The organism is Calothrix sp. NIES-2098 (assembly GCF_963875125.1).
In the GTDB taxonomy this organism is placed as follows: Bacteria; Cyanobacteriota; Cyanobacteriia; order Cyanobacteriales; family Nostocaceae; genus Aulosira.
The window spans coordinates 4,145,075-4,159,933 of record NZ_CAWNKJ010000001.1 but is presented as its reverse complement, the minus strand read 5'-3'; the positions used below and the strand labels follow the sequence as shown (position 1 = coordinate 4,159,933).

Sequence of the window (14,859 nt, the reverse complement as noted above, 5' to 3'; positions counted from 1 at the left end):
CAACTCTTGTGCAGAAGTTGTCTGGTAATTACTACTGAATTTTTGTCTTCAAGGCTACTATGGTCATTAGTTTATTTGCTTGCAACCTCGCACTCAGGTAGTAGATATTGCAATTACTACCGTTGTCTAGATCGAAGGTAAATAAATTAAGTTAAAACACTTATAAGTATGTACCAAATAAAACGTCAATATGAATTCAAGCCAGCAACAAAACTTAAAGTTACTCCCTATCCCCAAAACATTTGCGGAGGCTGTGGCTAGGGTGAAGCAATTTATTTTGTCGGAATATGAGCGAGAAATTGCACAAAAGCAACTTTATTACCACAATATAGACCATGTAATGGCTGTAAAACAGCGAGCCAGCTTAATTTTTCAGACAATTAGCCCTTATTTGCCAGCAGATGTCGAAAGTATCACCAGAATGGAATTACTGTTAGATTTGTGCGCGATCGCTCATGACACGATCCAGATCTTCACGCCTAACCCACCTCGAACTTCTAGGCGACGAGAAGCCAGCGTCAGTGAAAATGCAACTATTGAAAAACTCTTGGACTTTATCCAAAATTTAAATCAACAAATATCGGCATCCGATCCCAAGAGTACAGCTATATTCACTAACGCAGATTTATCAATTATCCAAGAAGCTATCTCTGCCACAATTTGCCTCTATGACCCTACAGACCAAAGTATCTATCAACCTTCTCTATATGAGAATAACCAAAATATCTCATATATAGCTCGCATCATTGCTTTAGCAGATATTAATGGATTAGGTATGGAAGGAATCGCAGCCTATAACCAAGAAGGTAGTTTATTATTCTTGGAAGAAAATCCTGACATCATCCCACTCATTCAAAATCATCAACTAGAAACTCTCGCTACAGATAATCCAGAACTATACGAGAACCTCAGGCAAAGGTTGCTTAGACGCGCTCAGTTTCAAGTTAACTTTGCCAAATCACGCTTATACAGGGTTAAGCATGAACTGCTAGGTTTCCCAGAAGTAGCAATATTAACTTTAAGGAAAAAAATATTCAAGTATTTAAATATACAAAACATTCGAGAAATTGCAGCTACTACCCCTACAGATCCAGAGACTGCTTTAGAAGTATTTATAAAGTTTTTTGAATTTGAGCGTTTACTAAGTACAATGCGAATAATACCATAACAAATGAATTAATAAATACAACTATGTTAATGCTGCTTATGTCAATAGGTGATGACTTATACGCTATTGAAAGCACTGCTGTAGTCGAAATTATACCTAGAGTATCGCTGAGAAAGGTACATCATGTACCAGAGTATGTTGCGGGTTTATTTCAGTACAGAGGTGCAATTGTACCTGTGATCGACTTGTGCCATTTAATTCGTGGTACACCCAGCCGCTTTTGTTTGAGTACTCGAATCATTATGGTTAGTTACTCTCCGCAAGAACGGACACGTCAATATTTGGGCTTAGTTGCAGAAAAGATTACAGAGACTTTCAACAAGCCACAAACTGAGTTAGTAGATTCTGGGATTCGCGTCAAAGAAGCGCCATATCTTGGTGGGATACTGATGCATGAAAAGGGGATTATACAATACATTCGCTTAGATAAATTATTTACAGATGCACAAAATACTTATTTATTAACAGCGGGAGAAAGTTAAATTAATGAGTTTGGTAGAAATCGAGAAGCTATTACGTCAAAAAATTGGGGTAGCTCCTAATATTATTGGCTCTCGCAAAATTGCCAGAGCTATAGAAAATCGCTTTACTATTTGTGGTGTCAGTAATATCAATGATTATTGGCAAATTTTACGCAACTCTTTACAGGAATTAGAAGAGCTAATAGAACAGATTGTTGTTCTAGAAACTTGGTTTTTTCGAGATAAACAACCCTTTGATTTTTTGACTCACTATATTCGTCAAGAGTGGTTATCCAAATCTTATACCAGTAGACTACGCTTGTTAAGCGTTCCTTGTTCTACGGGTGAAGAACCTTACTCTCTAGCTATGACACTATTGGATTTGGGATTAGTAAAGAGCCAGTTTCAGATTGATGCAATAGATATTAGCAAAAAAGCTTTAGACAAAGCAAGAAAAGCTATTTATAGCCGGAACTCTTTTCGCAGCACTACTAACGAATTTCAACAGCGCTACTTTACTTCTATTGGAAAAGATTATCAGTTAGTTGAACAAGTAAAAACTGCTGTTAACTTTCATCAAGGCAATTTACTTGCCCCAGATTTTTTATTAGATAGAGCGCCTTATGATATTATTTTTTGTCGTAACGTTTTAATTTATTTTGATAGTACAGCTAGACAAACCGCCTTAAAAAACTTACATCGCTTGTTAAAAAGGCAAGGAACATTATTAGTTGGTGCCGCAGAGACAGGAGAGTTAAGCAACTTAGGTTTTGAAGTCATCCGTGTAGGTTCTGGCTTTATTGGTAGGAAAGCAGATTCAGAATTAAACAAGTTGCCATACAATAACAGACAAAATCATCAGCCATCGAAAAGTATTGCTCCTCAGATAACACCTCCGCTACTTGGTATTGTTGATTCTAAAATTGACCATAGACAAACTACTCGCAGCCAAGATATTATCAGTAGCTGTAAAAGGCTGACAGAATCCGCGAAACTCAGTTTAGATACAATTCGTAATTTAGCCGATCGAGGTAATTTAAGCGAAGCTACATCTTTATGTAGAACTTATTTGCAAGAGAATTCTACTAGTGCAGAAGCTTATGTATTACTAGGTCAAGTTTATCAGGCACAAGGTTTAGAAGCACAAGCCGAGGAATACTTTCAAAAAGCTATTTACCTTGATGGTAAGAATTTTCAGGCATTATTGCATTTAATCTTGCTAAAAGAACAAAGAGGAGATATGGTAAAAGCTACAATTTTACGCCAACGTCTGCAAAGGTTGGAAAACAGAGAATAGGGAAATAAATTGGGAGGTCATGAGATTTCATAAATTAATGTTTCAGACAAAGAAAAAAGCTTTAGTACTGATTCTAATACTATATTTGATGACCTCAGTATAGCTACCTGATTACTCAACGCAAGCCATAGATTTATTTTAGATATTACTCTCATTGCTAGGAGAAATTACAGTAACTTTATGCTTAATAATTTAAGTTTACAAAAACGCTTAATCAGTGGTTTTTCATTCATTGGTGCAATTGTTCTCGTAGTTGCTTTAATTGGTTGGGGCGTAAATAGCAGACTGAGCAATGCCATTCATATTCTCAGCACTAACAGTATACCCAGCGTTATAGGATTGTGGAAAATTAATGAAGGACAAACCCAAATCGAATCTTCAGAGCGGGCTTTACTCGATCCCACACTATGGATAACAGAAAGAAATGCAGAAGTAGCAAGAATTAAACAAGCTTGGGAACAGATTGATAATGGGTTTAAACAGTACGATTCTACTGACAAAAACAATGAAGAGCAGAAAATATATGAAGAACTTTTAAGCAAATGGAATGACTGGAAGCAGAATCATGAAAAATTAATGCAAATAAATCAACAGTTTGAGAGCTTGAGCATTCTCAATCCGATGGAGAAGGAATTGGAACTGATTAAGCAAAATAAAACTAACTCCCCAGAAATGGAACTAATAAAAAAATCTAAGGTTATTTACGAACAACTACGACGACGAGCTAAAGATAATCGTCCTTCATTTGAAGCCGCAACCAAATTATTATTAGAAGATATCAAGCTGAATGAAAATCTGGGTACTGCTACTTATAAAGCAGGTCAGCAGGATGCTGCAAATGGTTCATTTTTGATGATTATTGCTTTAATTATCGGTCCATTAACTGCGATAACGTTTGGCGTTCTCTTAAGTAAACCTATAGTTAATAAAGTTAACGAATTAGTTAAAATTTCTAATAATATAGCGACAAGTAATTTAAATACACAACAATCCTCTGAAAGTAAAGACGAAATTGGAAAACTGCAAACAGCCTTTTATACAGTGGCTGCCAAAATTGCTGAGTTAGTCAATGTTGCTCAAAAAATATCTACAGGCGATTTGACAATGCAAATTCAGCTATCTGGTCATCAAGATGAAATCAGTAAATTGCAACATGCTTTTTACACAATGAATAAGGATTTAAACTCCTTAATTAGAAGTATTCAACAGTCTGGGGTGCAGATTACCACCTCATCTACGCAAATTGCTGCTTCTGGAAAGCAACTAGAAGCAACAGTTACAGAACAACTGGCTTCTACCAATGAAGTCACAGCTACTGCTCAAGAAATTGCGGCTACCTCGAGAAATTTAGTCAAGATGATGGATCAAGTCGCAGAGATGACTAAAATGACAGCTACTGCTGCGAGTGAAAGCCGCGACGAATTACAAGAAATGGAAAATACCATGCGTAATTTGACAGAAGCTACCAACTCTATTACTTCCAAATTAGGAGTGATGAATAAAAAAGCTAGTAACATTAATAGCGTTGTGGTCACAATTACCAAAGTAGCAGACCAAACCAGTATTTTGTCATTAAATGCAGCTATTGAAGCCGAAAAAGCGGGAGAGTATGGTGCTGGATTTGCAGTGGTAGCTAGAGAAATTCGTCGTCTGGCTAATCAGACAGCTGTTGCTACTTTAGAAATTGAGCAAATTGTTAAAGATATGCAATCAGCCGTGTCTGTAGGCGTAATGGAAATGGATAAATTTAGCAACTCTGTCAATAATTCTGTTGAACAAGTCAACAAAATTAGTAACCAAATTTCCAAAGTTATTCAGCAAGTGCAAAGCTTACCACCACAGTTTGAGCAGGTAAGTGGAAGTATGGAAGAACAATCTCAGGGAGCGACGCAAATTAGCGAAGCGATGGAGCAATTAAGTGAGGCTTCCCAGCAAACAGTTGATGCTTTGCGCGAGACTAATAGTGCTTTAGAGCAACTAGAAGACGCAGCTCAATCATTAAGGGCAGAGATTACTCATTTTAAAGTGCAAAATTAAGCAGGCGGAAGGTAGCTGGAATGAATGATGCTCACTCTATTAGCAATGTTACAACAGGCGATCGCACTATTTTAAATGATTGTTGGAATAAAATTGGTGTCCTGGGCGATCGCACTTGTCCTGAACTAGAAACCGTCATCCATTGCTATGAATGTCCAGTCTACGCCGCAGTGGGTGACAGCTTATTAGAACGAGAACCATCCACAGACTATTTACAAGACTGGATCGACATTCTGGGAGAAACTCCCGCCTCTTCTGAAATAAATGAAGGGAATGAAGCAATCATCCGTACATCTGAGGCGATTTCTATCATTATCTTTCGCTTAGGTAATGAAAAACTAGCCTTACCAGTACGAATGCTGCAAGAAGTAACTCATCCTTGTGTAATTCAACCTCTACCCCATCGCAGTAATGAATTATTTCTCGGTTTAGTGAATATTCGTGGGGAAACTTTACTTTGTGCATCTCTAGGTCATATTTTGCATATTGAAGCAACTCCTGCAACTAACCCCATAGCCAACGCAATTAATCTCCAACGGATGATTGTGACTGGACAAGGAGAAGATAAATGGGTATTTCCAGTTGATGAAGTGCATGGAATTTTCCGCTTCCACTTGAATGAGTTACAAGATGCTCCCGTTGTGATTACCAAAGCTGAAGAAGGTTATACCAAAGGGATTGTTTATTGGGAAGGACAAAAAGTCAATTATCTCGACTCGGAATTATTGTTTTACACTCTCAATCAAAAAATCCTATAGCAATAGGGAGGTCAAGAAGTGGAGGGGTTTGTTCACAAATTAAATAGGAATTCTAATCTATGAGCGATTACACAATCTTGGAACTGTTTCGCCAAGAAATAGAAACTCAAGTTGCTACCCTTAAGCAATGTCTTCCTATACTGAAAACTCAACCGCTTTCTATTGATGAAGTCGAGAAATCAATTCAAGCTGCTCATGGGCTTTGGGGAACGACTCAGATATTAGAAATTACAGCCGCCGCCAATTTAGCGCAAATCATGAAGGAGTGTTTGATTGCTGCTCAAAAAGAGAGTATTAATTTAGGAGTTGAGCAAATTGATACTTTACTTCATACCTGTGATTTACTCTTGAGTATGAGTAAAGCAACTGCTGCTAATTTCGAGTCGTGGATGAGCGAACATGATTGGGACTTTAAAAGTACTCAAAGAAGTATTGTCAACATCCTCAATTCCGAGGTGACAACTGCAACACAGTCCATTGTTGATAGTTCCGTTGCAGCCTCACATCCTATTGATATTCAAGATTCCAGTTCAGAAATAGTTATCTCCCCAGCGATATCTGCGGTAAATACTGAGGCGACAATGGGAACAACACCTCAGGGCGATGTTGATAGTCCAGATGCGCCCCCATTTCCTGCTGATATTGAGGACTGGAGTCCTCAAATTCCTCCCAAAGAAGTGATATCTGCGGTAGAGGTAACGCCAAGCTTCAAAAGCGATGACAGTTCTATGATGGATTTGTTTCGTTTGGAAGCGGAGGCGCAAGTCAGTATTTTGAATGATGGACTGCTGGTAATAGAGACTAAACCCCAATCAGCGCAAGAATTAGAAGCCTTGATGCGTGCTGCTCATTCTATCAAAGGTGCAGCCAGACTTGTCGGGTTAGATATGGCGGTGCAATTAGCCCATGTTATGGAAGATTGTTTTGTCGCCGCCCAAAATAAAATTGTAACGTTGTATCCAGAACAAGTGGATGTGTTATTGCAAGGTGTAGACTTACTACAAAATATCAGTCAGTTAAGCAATGAGGAACTAGCTACTTGGTTGGCAGAACACCAAGATGATTTTACAGCTACCTGTGGAGAAATTGCAGCTATTTTACAGCCAAACGCAGATATCAAACCACAGAGTCACAAGCAAATGGTCACTGCTGCTGTTGCTACCCCTGTTGAACCAAATCCTGTAAGTCGTCAACCTGTGACCCGGACAGCGACTTTGGTCAAGGAATCAGCTATAGTCGAAGAACCAGTAGCCATTACTGCTGATGAAACAGAGAAAACTGCTGCTGGTGACAGAGTTGTGAGAGTAAGTGCTGATAACTTAAACCGCATCATGGGTTTAGCTGGCGAGTCTTTAATTGAAACCAACTGGTTACAACCTTTTGCTGATGCGATGATGACACTGAAATCCCGAATGCTGGAAGTGTCTCGCAGTCTCGAACAGTTGCAGGAAAGCCTGGATCAGAATTTATTTGAGCAAGATGGGAAGGATTTTTTAGCACAGGCAAGACAACAAAAACAAGAATGTTTGGATTTTTTAGGCGATCGCCTTGATGAATTAGAATTATATGTGCGTCGTACCGCCAGTTTATCTGATCGCCTCTACCGAGAAGTAATTAATTCTCACATGCGCCCCTTTGCTGATGGTGTCCAAGGATTTCCGCGCATGATTCGCGATTTGGCACGCAAGTTAAATAAGCAAGTCAAATTAGAAATTATTGGTAAAGCCACTCCAGTCGATCGCGATATTCTCAAAAAACTCGAAGCACCTCTGACTCATATTCTCCGCAATGCTGTAGATCATGGACTGGAATTACCAGATGAACGCCTCGCTGCTGGTAAACCTGCTTTAGGGACAATTCGCGTCGAAGCATTTCATCGCGGTGGGATGTTAGCAATTACCATTACTGATGATGGACGAGGGATTAATCGCGAACAGTTGCGTCAAAAAACTATCAATAAAAATTTAACATCTCCAGAAATGGCGGCTCAACTTAGCGATGCTGAATTATTGGAGTTCCTCTTTCTACCAGGATTTTCTACAGCTAAACAGGTGACAGAAATATCAGGACGCGGTGTAGGACTAGATATTGCCAAAAGCATGGCGCAGGAAGTGGGGGGAACCGTCAGAGCGATTTCACCACCAGGAAAGGGTACAAGTTTTCATTTCCAACTACCTTTAACTTTGTCAGTAGTGCGGACATTATTGGTAGAAATTTCCACCAAACCTTATGCAATTCCTTTAGCTCGCATTGACCAAATTGTCACTCTGGATAGAACAGAAATTCATGATATAGAAAACCGCCAATATTTCACAATGAACTCCCACAATATTGGCTTAATTACCGCTCATCAAGTTTTAGAATTACCTGAAATCCCCCAGCAAAATGACTTAGTGCCTGTGGTGGTAATTAGCGATCAATCTCATACGTATGGTTTAGTAGTAGATAAGTTCTTAGGCGAACGAGATTTAGTTGTTAGACCACTAGATCCGCGTCTAGGAAAAGTTCCGGATATTAGCGCTACAGCTTTATTAGCTGATGGCTCACCCATTTTAATCGTCGATGTATCAGATATGGTACGCTCAGTTGATGCCATCCTTAAAGGAGGGAGATTAAGTAAAGTTAATGCCAAACTAGAGTCAGAAATCTCCAGCCAACGCAAGAGAATTTTAGTGGTTGATGACTCTATAACAGTCAGAGAAATGGAGCGCAAGCTATTAGAAAATCGTGGTTACTTTGTCGATACTGCTGTCAACGGTATGGAAGGTTGGAATGCTGTGCGCTCAAAAAATTATGATTTAGTAATTAGTGATATTGATATGCCCCGCATGAATGGAATTGAATTAGTGCAACAAATCAAAAGTAACCCACGCTTGCATTCAGTTCCGGTAATTATTGTTTCTTATCGTGACCGAGAGGACGATCGAATTCAAGGCTTAGAAGCTGGTGCTGATTATTATTTAACTAAAAGTAGTTTTCAAGATGAAACATTAGTTAATGCAGTGATTGATTTAATTGGAAAATAAATCAATCACTGCATTTCAATTTGCGGAAATTTTATTTTGATCGAGCTAATAATTATATAACTTAAATACCGATGAGCTTAACTATTAATTTCTCTTGTTAAAAATGAAAATTGCAATTGTCAATGATTTGACGAGTACCTTAACTCACCTGCGACGTATCCTGCAAACTGTACCAGAATACCAAGTTATTTGGACTGCTCAAAATGGTGCGGAAGCTGTTGCGAAGTGTCAACAAAATCGACCTGATTTAATTTTAATGGATTTGCTGATGCCTATAATGGATGGGGTGCAAGCAACGCAGCAGATCATGAAAGATTCTCCTTGTGCAATTGTGATTGTTACTGCAAGTACACAGAAAAATCTTGCCCAAGTTTATGCAGCGATGGGTTATGGGGCGCTGGATGCAGTAGATACTCCTATATTAGACGGAGAAGACAGTGCAGAGATGGCCAATAAGTTGCTGGCAAAAATCGCTGTCATTGGCAAATTGAAGAAACGTTCAGCCCAGCGTGGCAAAGCTAAATTAATAAATCGCTCCTCTCAATTTGAGCAGAAAATTCCACTATCTTTACCATCTTTAGTGGCGATTGGCTCATCTACAGGAGGGCCAAAAGCATTGGCAACAATTTTATCCAAGCTACCAGCGAATTTTACGCCAGCGATCGCTATTGTTCAGCATGTTGATGGACAATTCTCTAGTAGCTTTGCTGAATGGTTGAACCAGCAAACAGCTTTACCTGTGAGATTAGCTGTTGCAGGCGATCGCTTGCAAAAAGGAACTGTATTAGTGGCTGGGAGTAACGATCATCTGTATTTAAAACCAGATTTAACCCTAGATTATACCAAACACCCTAGTGATTACCCTTATCGCCCTTCTGTGGATGTATTTTTCCAAAGTCTCGCCCAAAATTGGAAAAATAAGGGAACGGCGATTTTACTCACAGGTATGGGGCGAGATGGTGCAGTAGGTTTAAGCGACTTGAAATTCCAGGGTTGGTATACTATAGCTCAAAATCAAGACAGTTGTATTGTTTACGGAATGCCTAAGGCAGCTGTAGAGTTGAATGCTGCTATTGATATTTTATCTTTGGAGGCAATATCTACTACTCTACGACAAAAGTTTAACTAATTACTTATTCTTTTATCAAGACGCTGTATTTTTATAGCAATTAATTTACAACTATTAATATAAAAACTTATCAAAAATGAACGATTCACCTAAAGAAGAAAAAATCACCGTTTTACTAATAGACGACCAATCAATTATCGGTGAAGCGATTCATCGAATGCTCAAACCTGAAATTGATATAATTTTTCATTACTGTAACGACCCTACTAAAGCTATTAAAGTCGCTAAAGAATGTCAACCTACTGTCATTCTGCAAGACTTAGTGATGCCTCAAATGGAAGGGTTATTGCTAGTTAAAATCTTACGTGCCAAAGACTTGCCTACTGCTTATGTTCCTTTGATTGTCTTGTCTAGTAAGGAAGACCCAATTATTAAAGCTAAGGCATTTGAATTAGGGGCAAATGATTACTTGGTAAAACTACCAGACAAGATGGAATTAATTGCTCGTATTCGCTATCACTCTAAAGCTTATATTAATTTTCTCAAACGTCAAGAAGCCGAAGCTCTTTTTAAAGCTGAAATTATGCGGCAAGCAGCATATATTGAGCAAGTTGGTAAAGTTACTACAGCAGCTTTTGAAGTAGAGAAAGATGCTTTTCAACCAGATGCACTCAGTGAAGTTGCTAAACGTAGCGATGAACTAGGACAATTGGCGCGAGTTTTTACAAACATGGTCAAAACTGTCAAAGCCAGGGAAAAAGAACTAACTAATGCTAATACTCAACTAGAGTCTTTATTAAAAGCTTATGGGCGATTTGTACCTCACGAATATCTGAAATTTCTTCGCAAGGAAAGTATTACTGATGTGCATCTGGGCGATCACGTCAGCAAAATTATGGCAGTTATGTTCAGCGATATTCGCTCTTTTACAACGATATCTGAAGACATGACACCTCAGGAAAACTTTAACTTTGTTAACGCTTACCTTAAACGAGTTAGTCCAGAAATTCGTAGCAATTACGGACTAATTGTTAAATTTTTAGGGGATGGGATGATGGCAGTTTTTCCGGATGGTGCAGATGATGCAGTGGCAGCTGGTGTTGCTAAACATCAACGCGTTCATGAATATAACCAGCAGCGTATAGAAAAAGGTTATTTACCTTTACAAGTTGGCGTTGGTATTCATGTAGGACACATGATGTTAGGTATGGTAGGCGAAGAAAATCGGATGCAGGGAGATGCTTTTTCTGATAACGTTAACTTGACGGCTAGATTGGAAGGATTAACCAAATTTTATGGTGTATCTTTGCTGATTTCCGAGCAGACTTTAGAGCATCTGAGTAACTCCAAAAAATATGAAATTCGCTTTTTAGATCGGGCAGTTGTTAAGGGGAAAACTGAACCTATTTCGGTTTATGAGATATTAGATGCTGAATCTTCAGAAGTGCGATTATTAAAGTTACAGACTCAGCCGGATTTTGAGCAAGGTGTACAATATTATCGTCAAGGCGATTTTGAGTTAGCGAAGGATTATTTTGCCAAGGTTTTAGCTTTGAATGCTGCTGATAAAACTGCCGATTTGTATCTGAATCGGGTAAATTTTTTATTACAAAAGGGCAAGCCAGTCAATTGGGATGGGGTTTGGCGATTTACTGAGAAGTAAATTAATTTATACGCTATCGTTGTACCTCTTTTTGAAACAAGATAGACGCTGTTGAGGAGGTTTTGGCAGGACAGGAAAATTGCCCTCAACGTTTGAATTAACTTAATGAGGCATTTTTAAGCATAAATACTTAATATTAAAACATATTCTTAGATAAAATCCTACTCGATCCGACCTGAAGATCCGACTTTGCCGACTAGTATATATGAGTGGAATAGTAGTAACTTTAAATACAAACAGCAAATCCCACACAAGCTAATGAGCAAAACTTTACTGTAATTTCATCGGTCACTTTTTCCCAAAAATCAATTATCAATAAAATAAGATTGTTGACAAAAAATTGATGATCTCTTAACAGCCTCGATGCGATCGCTCGCAAAATTAGGGTTTTTGGCATACTTACAGCCACCTTCTACTTTTTAGGCTGTGAGGATAATTGCATCTATAGAGAAGAAAAGTAATACACCTCTCTTGGTAATAGACTTAACACCCTTTTTTTCAGACTACCGAGAAGCAGAAAAATAATGGCTTCCTCATTGGGTGCGATCGCAAAGCGTATCGGGGGTAATCGCACACAACTATCTAGCTTGACAATAGCTGACGTTTAAGCTAACTAAGTAGCTAGTGTGTTTATATTACCTAAATATATAATTCATCTACCTTTGGGTATATAGTTAAAAATAAAACATAAATTTAGATATCAAAGTATCTATCTGATGACTGGCTGCTTTCAATTGTCTAGACCTTGAGCGAATCATCTTATTTAACCATAAGTGATTCTACAGATAAAAAATTGTAACTAAAGCTAGTAGCTACGATGTTCAGGAGTGTCTGCCTCTAACAGTACATAGGTAGAATGCAGAGTTTAGAGAAAAATTTATACATAATAATTTAGTTTATAGATGCTTGACCAAGAAATCGCCTTTAAAGTTTTACAACCCCAAGATTTCGCATTTATTAGGCAAACTGCAACCCAGAAGATTGTGCCTGCTGATACTGTTCTCATTGAAGAAGGCAAAGTTGCTGAATTCCTGTATATTGTCTTGGATGGTACGCTGCAAGTCTCGATTTCTCAAGGCAATAGCAATCAATTGGTAGAAATTGCTCGCCTCTCTCAAGGAGAAATCGTCGGCGAAATGTCCTTTATTGATAACCGACCCCCTTCTGCTACAGTCAAAACTGTCAATTCCTGTCAGCTTTTGGTAATTCCCCAGCAGAAATTACAGTTGAAAGTCGAACGAGATCCAGATTTTGCTGCGCGACTTTATCATGAATTTGCCATTAAATTATCTAATCGACTGCGAAATCTTTCTAGCCTGCTAGCACAGAGCAAGATTCTACCAGGACAGTCCTTAAGAAAAGTCTTGTATCTATTTGCAGTTCTCAACGATAACGATATAGATTGGATGACTACTTACGGCAGGAAAGAAAAACTAGTAAAAGGCACAACATTGATTCAACAAGGAGAACCAGTAGAAGCTGTTTATTTCTTAGTTAAAGGTGCTTTTGCTGTTGTCATTTCCTTGACAGTGGATGGTCAAATTACAGAACGAGAAATTGCTCGTCGTGCTAGTGGTGAGATTGTAGGCGAAATGTCCTTTGTGGAGATAGGAGTCGCCTCAGCTACAATTCGCTGTGCTGAAAACTCCTTTGTGCTAGCCATTCCCCAAGACTTACTGCGCGAGAAGTTACAGCACGATCGCGGTTTTGCTACTCGCTTTTATCGGTCACTGAGCATCGTTCTAGTTGATAGGTTACGAGACGATTTAGTCAGACGGGGGTTTGGAACCCAAGCTTATAACCAAGAACAATTTTTAGACAATGTGGAATACGAAGACGAAATTCCTCTTGATGTGTTAGAACTTACACTGCTAGCCGGAACTCGGTTTAAGTGGATGATTAATCGATTGCAAGGGAATTCACGAGGATGACAGAATCACCTTTGGATAACACCACACCCAACCCTTCCCTTGAAGAAGTTTCCTCTCCAGAACGTCTCGACCAGTTAATGCGTGTCGTTAAGCCGCAAGATTGGATTCCAGCAGCGACGGTGGGAGGTTTGACTATACTTGCTTTAGTTTGGAGCACAGTGGGTAGAATTCCCATGACTCTAACGGGGAAAGGTGTGCTGATTTACCCCCAACAGACAATCGAATTGCAATCGCCCATTGCTGGACAGTTAGAAACCTTGTCAGTGAAAGATGGACAGTGCCTGAAAAAGGGAGAACAGCTAGCTGCAATTCAACCAATTGAATTGGCTGAACAACTCAAACAACAACGAGCCAAACGCCAGCAACTATTAGTGCAAGCTGCCAATATAGATTCTGTACAACAGCAACGTACTCAGATAGAAGCAGAAGCAATAAAAGCCAGTCGTACTAGTTTGTTGCAGCGATTACAAGATGCTAAAAGCCTCTCTCCCACTCTGCGAGACCAAACTTTGCTAACGATACAACAGCAAAGGCGCAGTTTAGAACAAAAGCTCAAAGATGCACAGGCAATGATCCCAACATTAAAAGACCGTTGGCAGCGTCGGCAGCAATTAGCAGCAGAAGGAGCGTTAGAGCAAGAATCGTTAATTACAGCAGAACGTGAGTATCGGCAAGAATTACAAAACATTGAGGAGTTGCGAGTTTCGGTACGGCAATTAGAAGTTAATGGCACTGAAGTCAAACAACGCTATTTGCAATCTCAAAGTACAGTTAGCGACATTCAAGCGCAACTCGAAGAATTAGAAACTCGCAAGAAACGCCTTGACCAAGAAAATCTCCAAGCATCTAATATCCGCAGTAATGACATTGCCGAAGTAGACCGCGCCATTGCTCAACTACAAAAACAAATTAGCGAGCGCAGTTTAATACGTAGTCCCCAAAACGGTTGCATTTTAGAAATGAGCGTCGTCCAAGGACAAGTTATCAATTCTGGTACTCGCTTGGGAGCATTGAGAACTCAAGGAGAAGGCACAGCAACACTAGTGGGAATTACTTACTTTGAGGTGAAAGACGGCAAGCAAATTAAACCAGGGATGAAAGTGCAAATTACACCTGATACTGTGAAGAGGGAACGGTTTGGTGGCATTGTCGGCACTGTGAAAACTGTCTCTTCTTATCCTGTTACCTCGACACGGGCTGCATCAACGATTGGCAATCCAGAACTGGCTGATAAGCTGACCGATAAAACAGCCAAAGTTGAAGTTATAGCTGAACTTACACCAGAACCAGTAAATGTCAGTAGCTTCAAGTGGTCTTCCTCAAAAGGCCCGAATACGCAGATTACACCAGGCACTCCTGTAAATACACGAGTAACGGTGGAAGAACGAGCACCGATTACCTTCTTGTTGCCATTCCTGCGTGAGTGGACTGGAGTTCAGTAAAGATATG

11 protein-coding genes are annotated in these 14,859 nt (G+C 39.3%); 10 read left to right on the top strand and 1 reads right to left on the bottom strand.

Going from position 1 to position 14,859, the window contains the following annotated elements:
- Positions 1-190 precede the first annotated feature (190 nt).
- From AACU33_RS17300 to AACU33_RS17265, 8 genes are all read left to right on the top strand, one after another.
- A complete protein-coding gene (locus AACU33_RS17300; protein WP_096589847.1) occupies positions 191-1,168 on the top strand; it encodes a hypothetical protein in 978 nt (325 codons plus the stop codon).
- A gap of 23 nt (positions 1,169-1,191) precedes the next feature.
- On the top strand, positions 1,192-1,650 hold the full coding sequence (locus AACU33_RS17295; RefSeq protein ID WP_096589846.1) for a chemotaxis protein CheW: 459 nt from the start codon (positions 1,192-1,194) through the stop codon (positions 1,648-1,650).
- Positions 1,651-1,654: 4 nt separating this feature from the next.
- Positions 1,655-2,926, top strand: coding sequence for a CheR family methyltransferase (locus tag AACU33_RS17290; protein WP_096589845.1), 1,272 nt, complete (start codon positions 1,655-1,657; stop codon positions 2,924-2,926).
- A 180-nt stretch (positions 2,927-3,106) separates the two neighbouring features.
- On the top strand, positions 3,107-4,963 hold the full coding sequence (locus AACU33_RS17285) for a HAMP domain-containing methyl-accepting chemotaxis protein (protein ID WP_096589844.1): 1,857 nt from the start codon (positions 3,107-3,109) through the stop codon (positions 4,961-4,963).
- Positions 4,964-4,983: 20 nt separating this feature from the next.
- Positions 4,984-5,721 carry a chemotaxis protein CheW gene (locus tag AACU33_RS17280; RefSeq protein ID WP_096589843.1) on the top strand — a complete coding sequence of 246 codons (738 nt, stop codon included), beginning with the start codon at positions 4,984-4,986 and terminating at the stop codon, positions 5,719-5,721.
- A 59-nt stretch (positions 5,722-5,780) separates the two neighbouring features.
- A complete protein-coding gene (locus AACU33_RS17275) occupies positions 5,781-8,747 on the top strand; it encodes a hybrid sensor histidine kinase/response regulator (RefSeq protein ID WP_096589842.1) in 2,967 nt (988 codons plus the stop codon).
- Between the two features lie 103 nt (positions 8,748-8,850).
- On the top strand, positions 8,851-9,876 hold the full coding sequence (locus AACU33_RS17270; protein ID WP_096589841.1) for a chemotaxis response regulator protein-glutamate methylesterase: 1,026 nt from the start codon (positions 8,851-8,853) through the stop codon (positions 9,874-9,876).
- Positions 9,877-9,952: 76 nt separating this feature from the next.
- Positions 9,953-11,479 (top strand): adenylate/guanylate cyclase domain-containing protein, encoded by a 1,527-nt coding sequence (locus tag AACU33_RS17265; RefSeq protein ID WP_096589840.1) that lies wholly within the window; start codon positions 9,953-9,955, stop codon positions 11,477-11,479.
- A gap of 226 nt (positions 11,480-11,705) precedes the next feature.
- On the opposite strand, the gene AACU33_RS17260 is transcribed toward AACU33_RS17265, so the two are convergent.
- Positions 11,706-11,876 carry a hypothetical protein gene (locus AACU33_RS17260; protein ID WP_339376098.1) on the bottom strand — a complete coding sequence of 57 codons (171 nt, stop codon included), beginning with the start codon at positions 11,874-11,876 and terminating at the stop codon, positions 11,706-11,708.
- Positions 11,877-12,381: 505 nt separating this feature from the next.
- Here AACU33_RS17260 and AACU33_RS17255 point away from each other — a divergent pair.
- A complete protein-coding gene (locus AACU33_RS17255; RefSeq protein ID WP_096589839.1) occupies positions 12,382-13,410 on the top strand; it encodes a cyclic nucleotide-binding domain-containing protein in 1,029 nt (342 codons plus the stop codon).
- Positions 13,407-14,852 carry an NHLP bacteriocin system secretion protein gene (locus tag AACU33_RS17250; protein WP_096589838.1) on the top strand — a complete coding sequence of 482 codons (1,446 nt, stop codon included), beginning with the start codon at positions 13,407-13,409 and terminating at the stop codon, positions 14,850-14,852. The genes AACU33_RS17255 and AACU33_RS17250 overlap by 4 nt, the downstream gene beginning before the upstream one ends.
- Positions 14,853-14,859 lie beyond the last annotated feature (7 nt).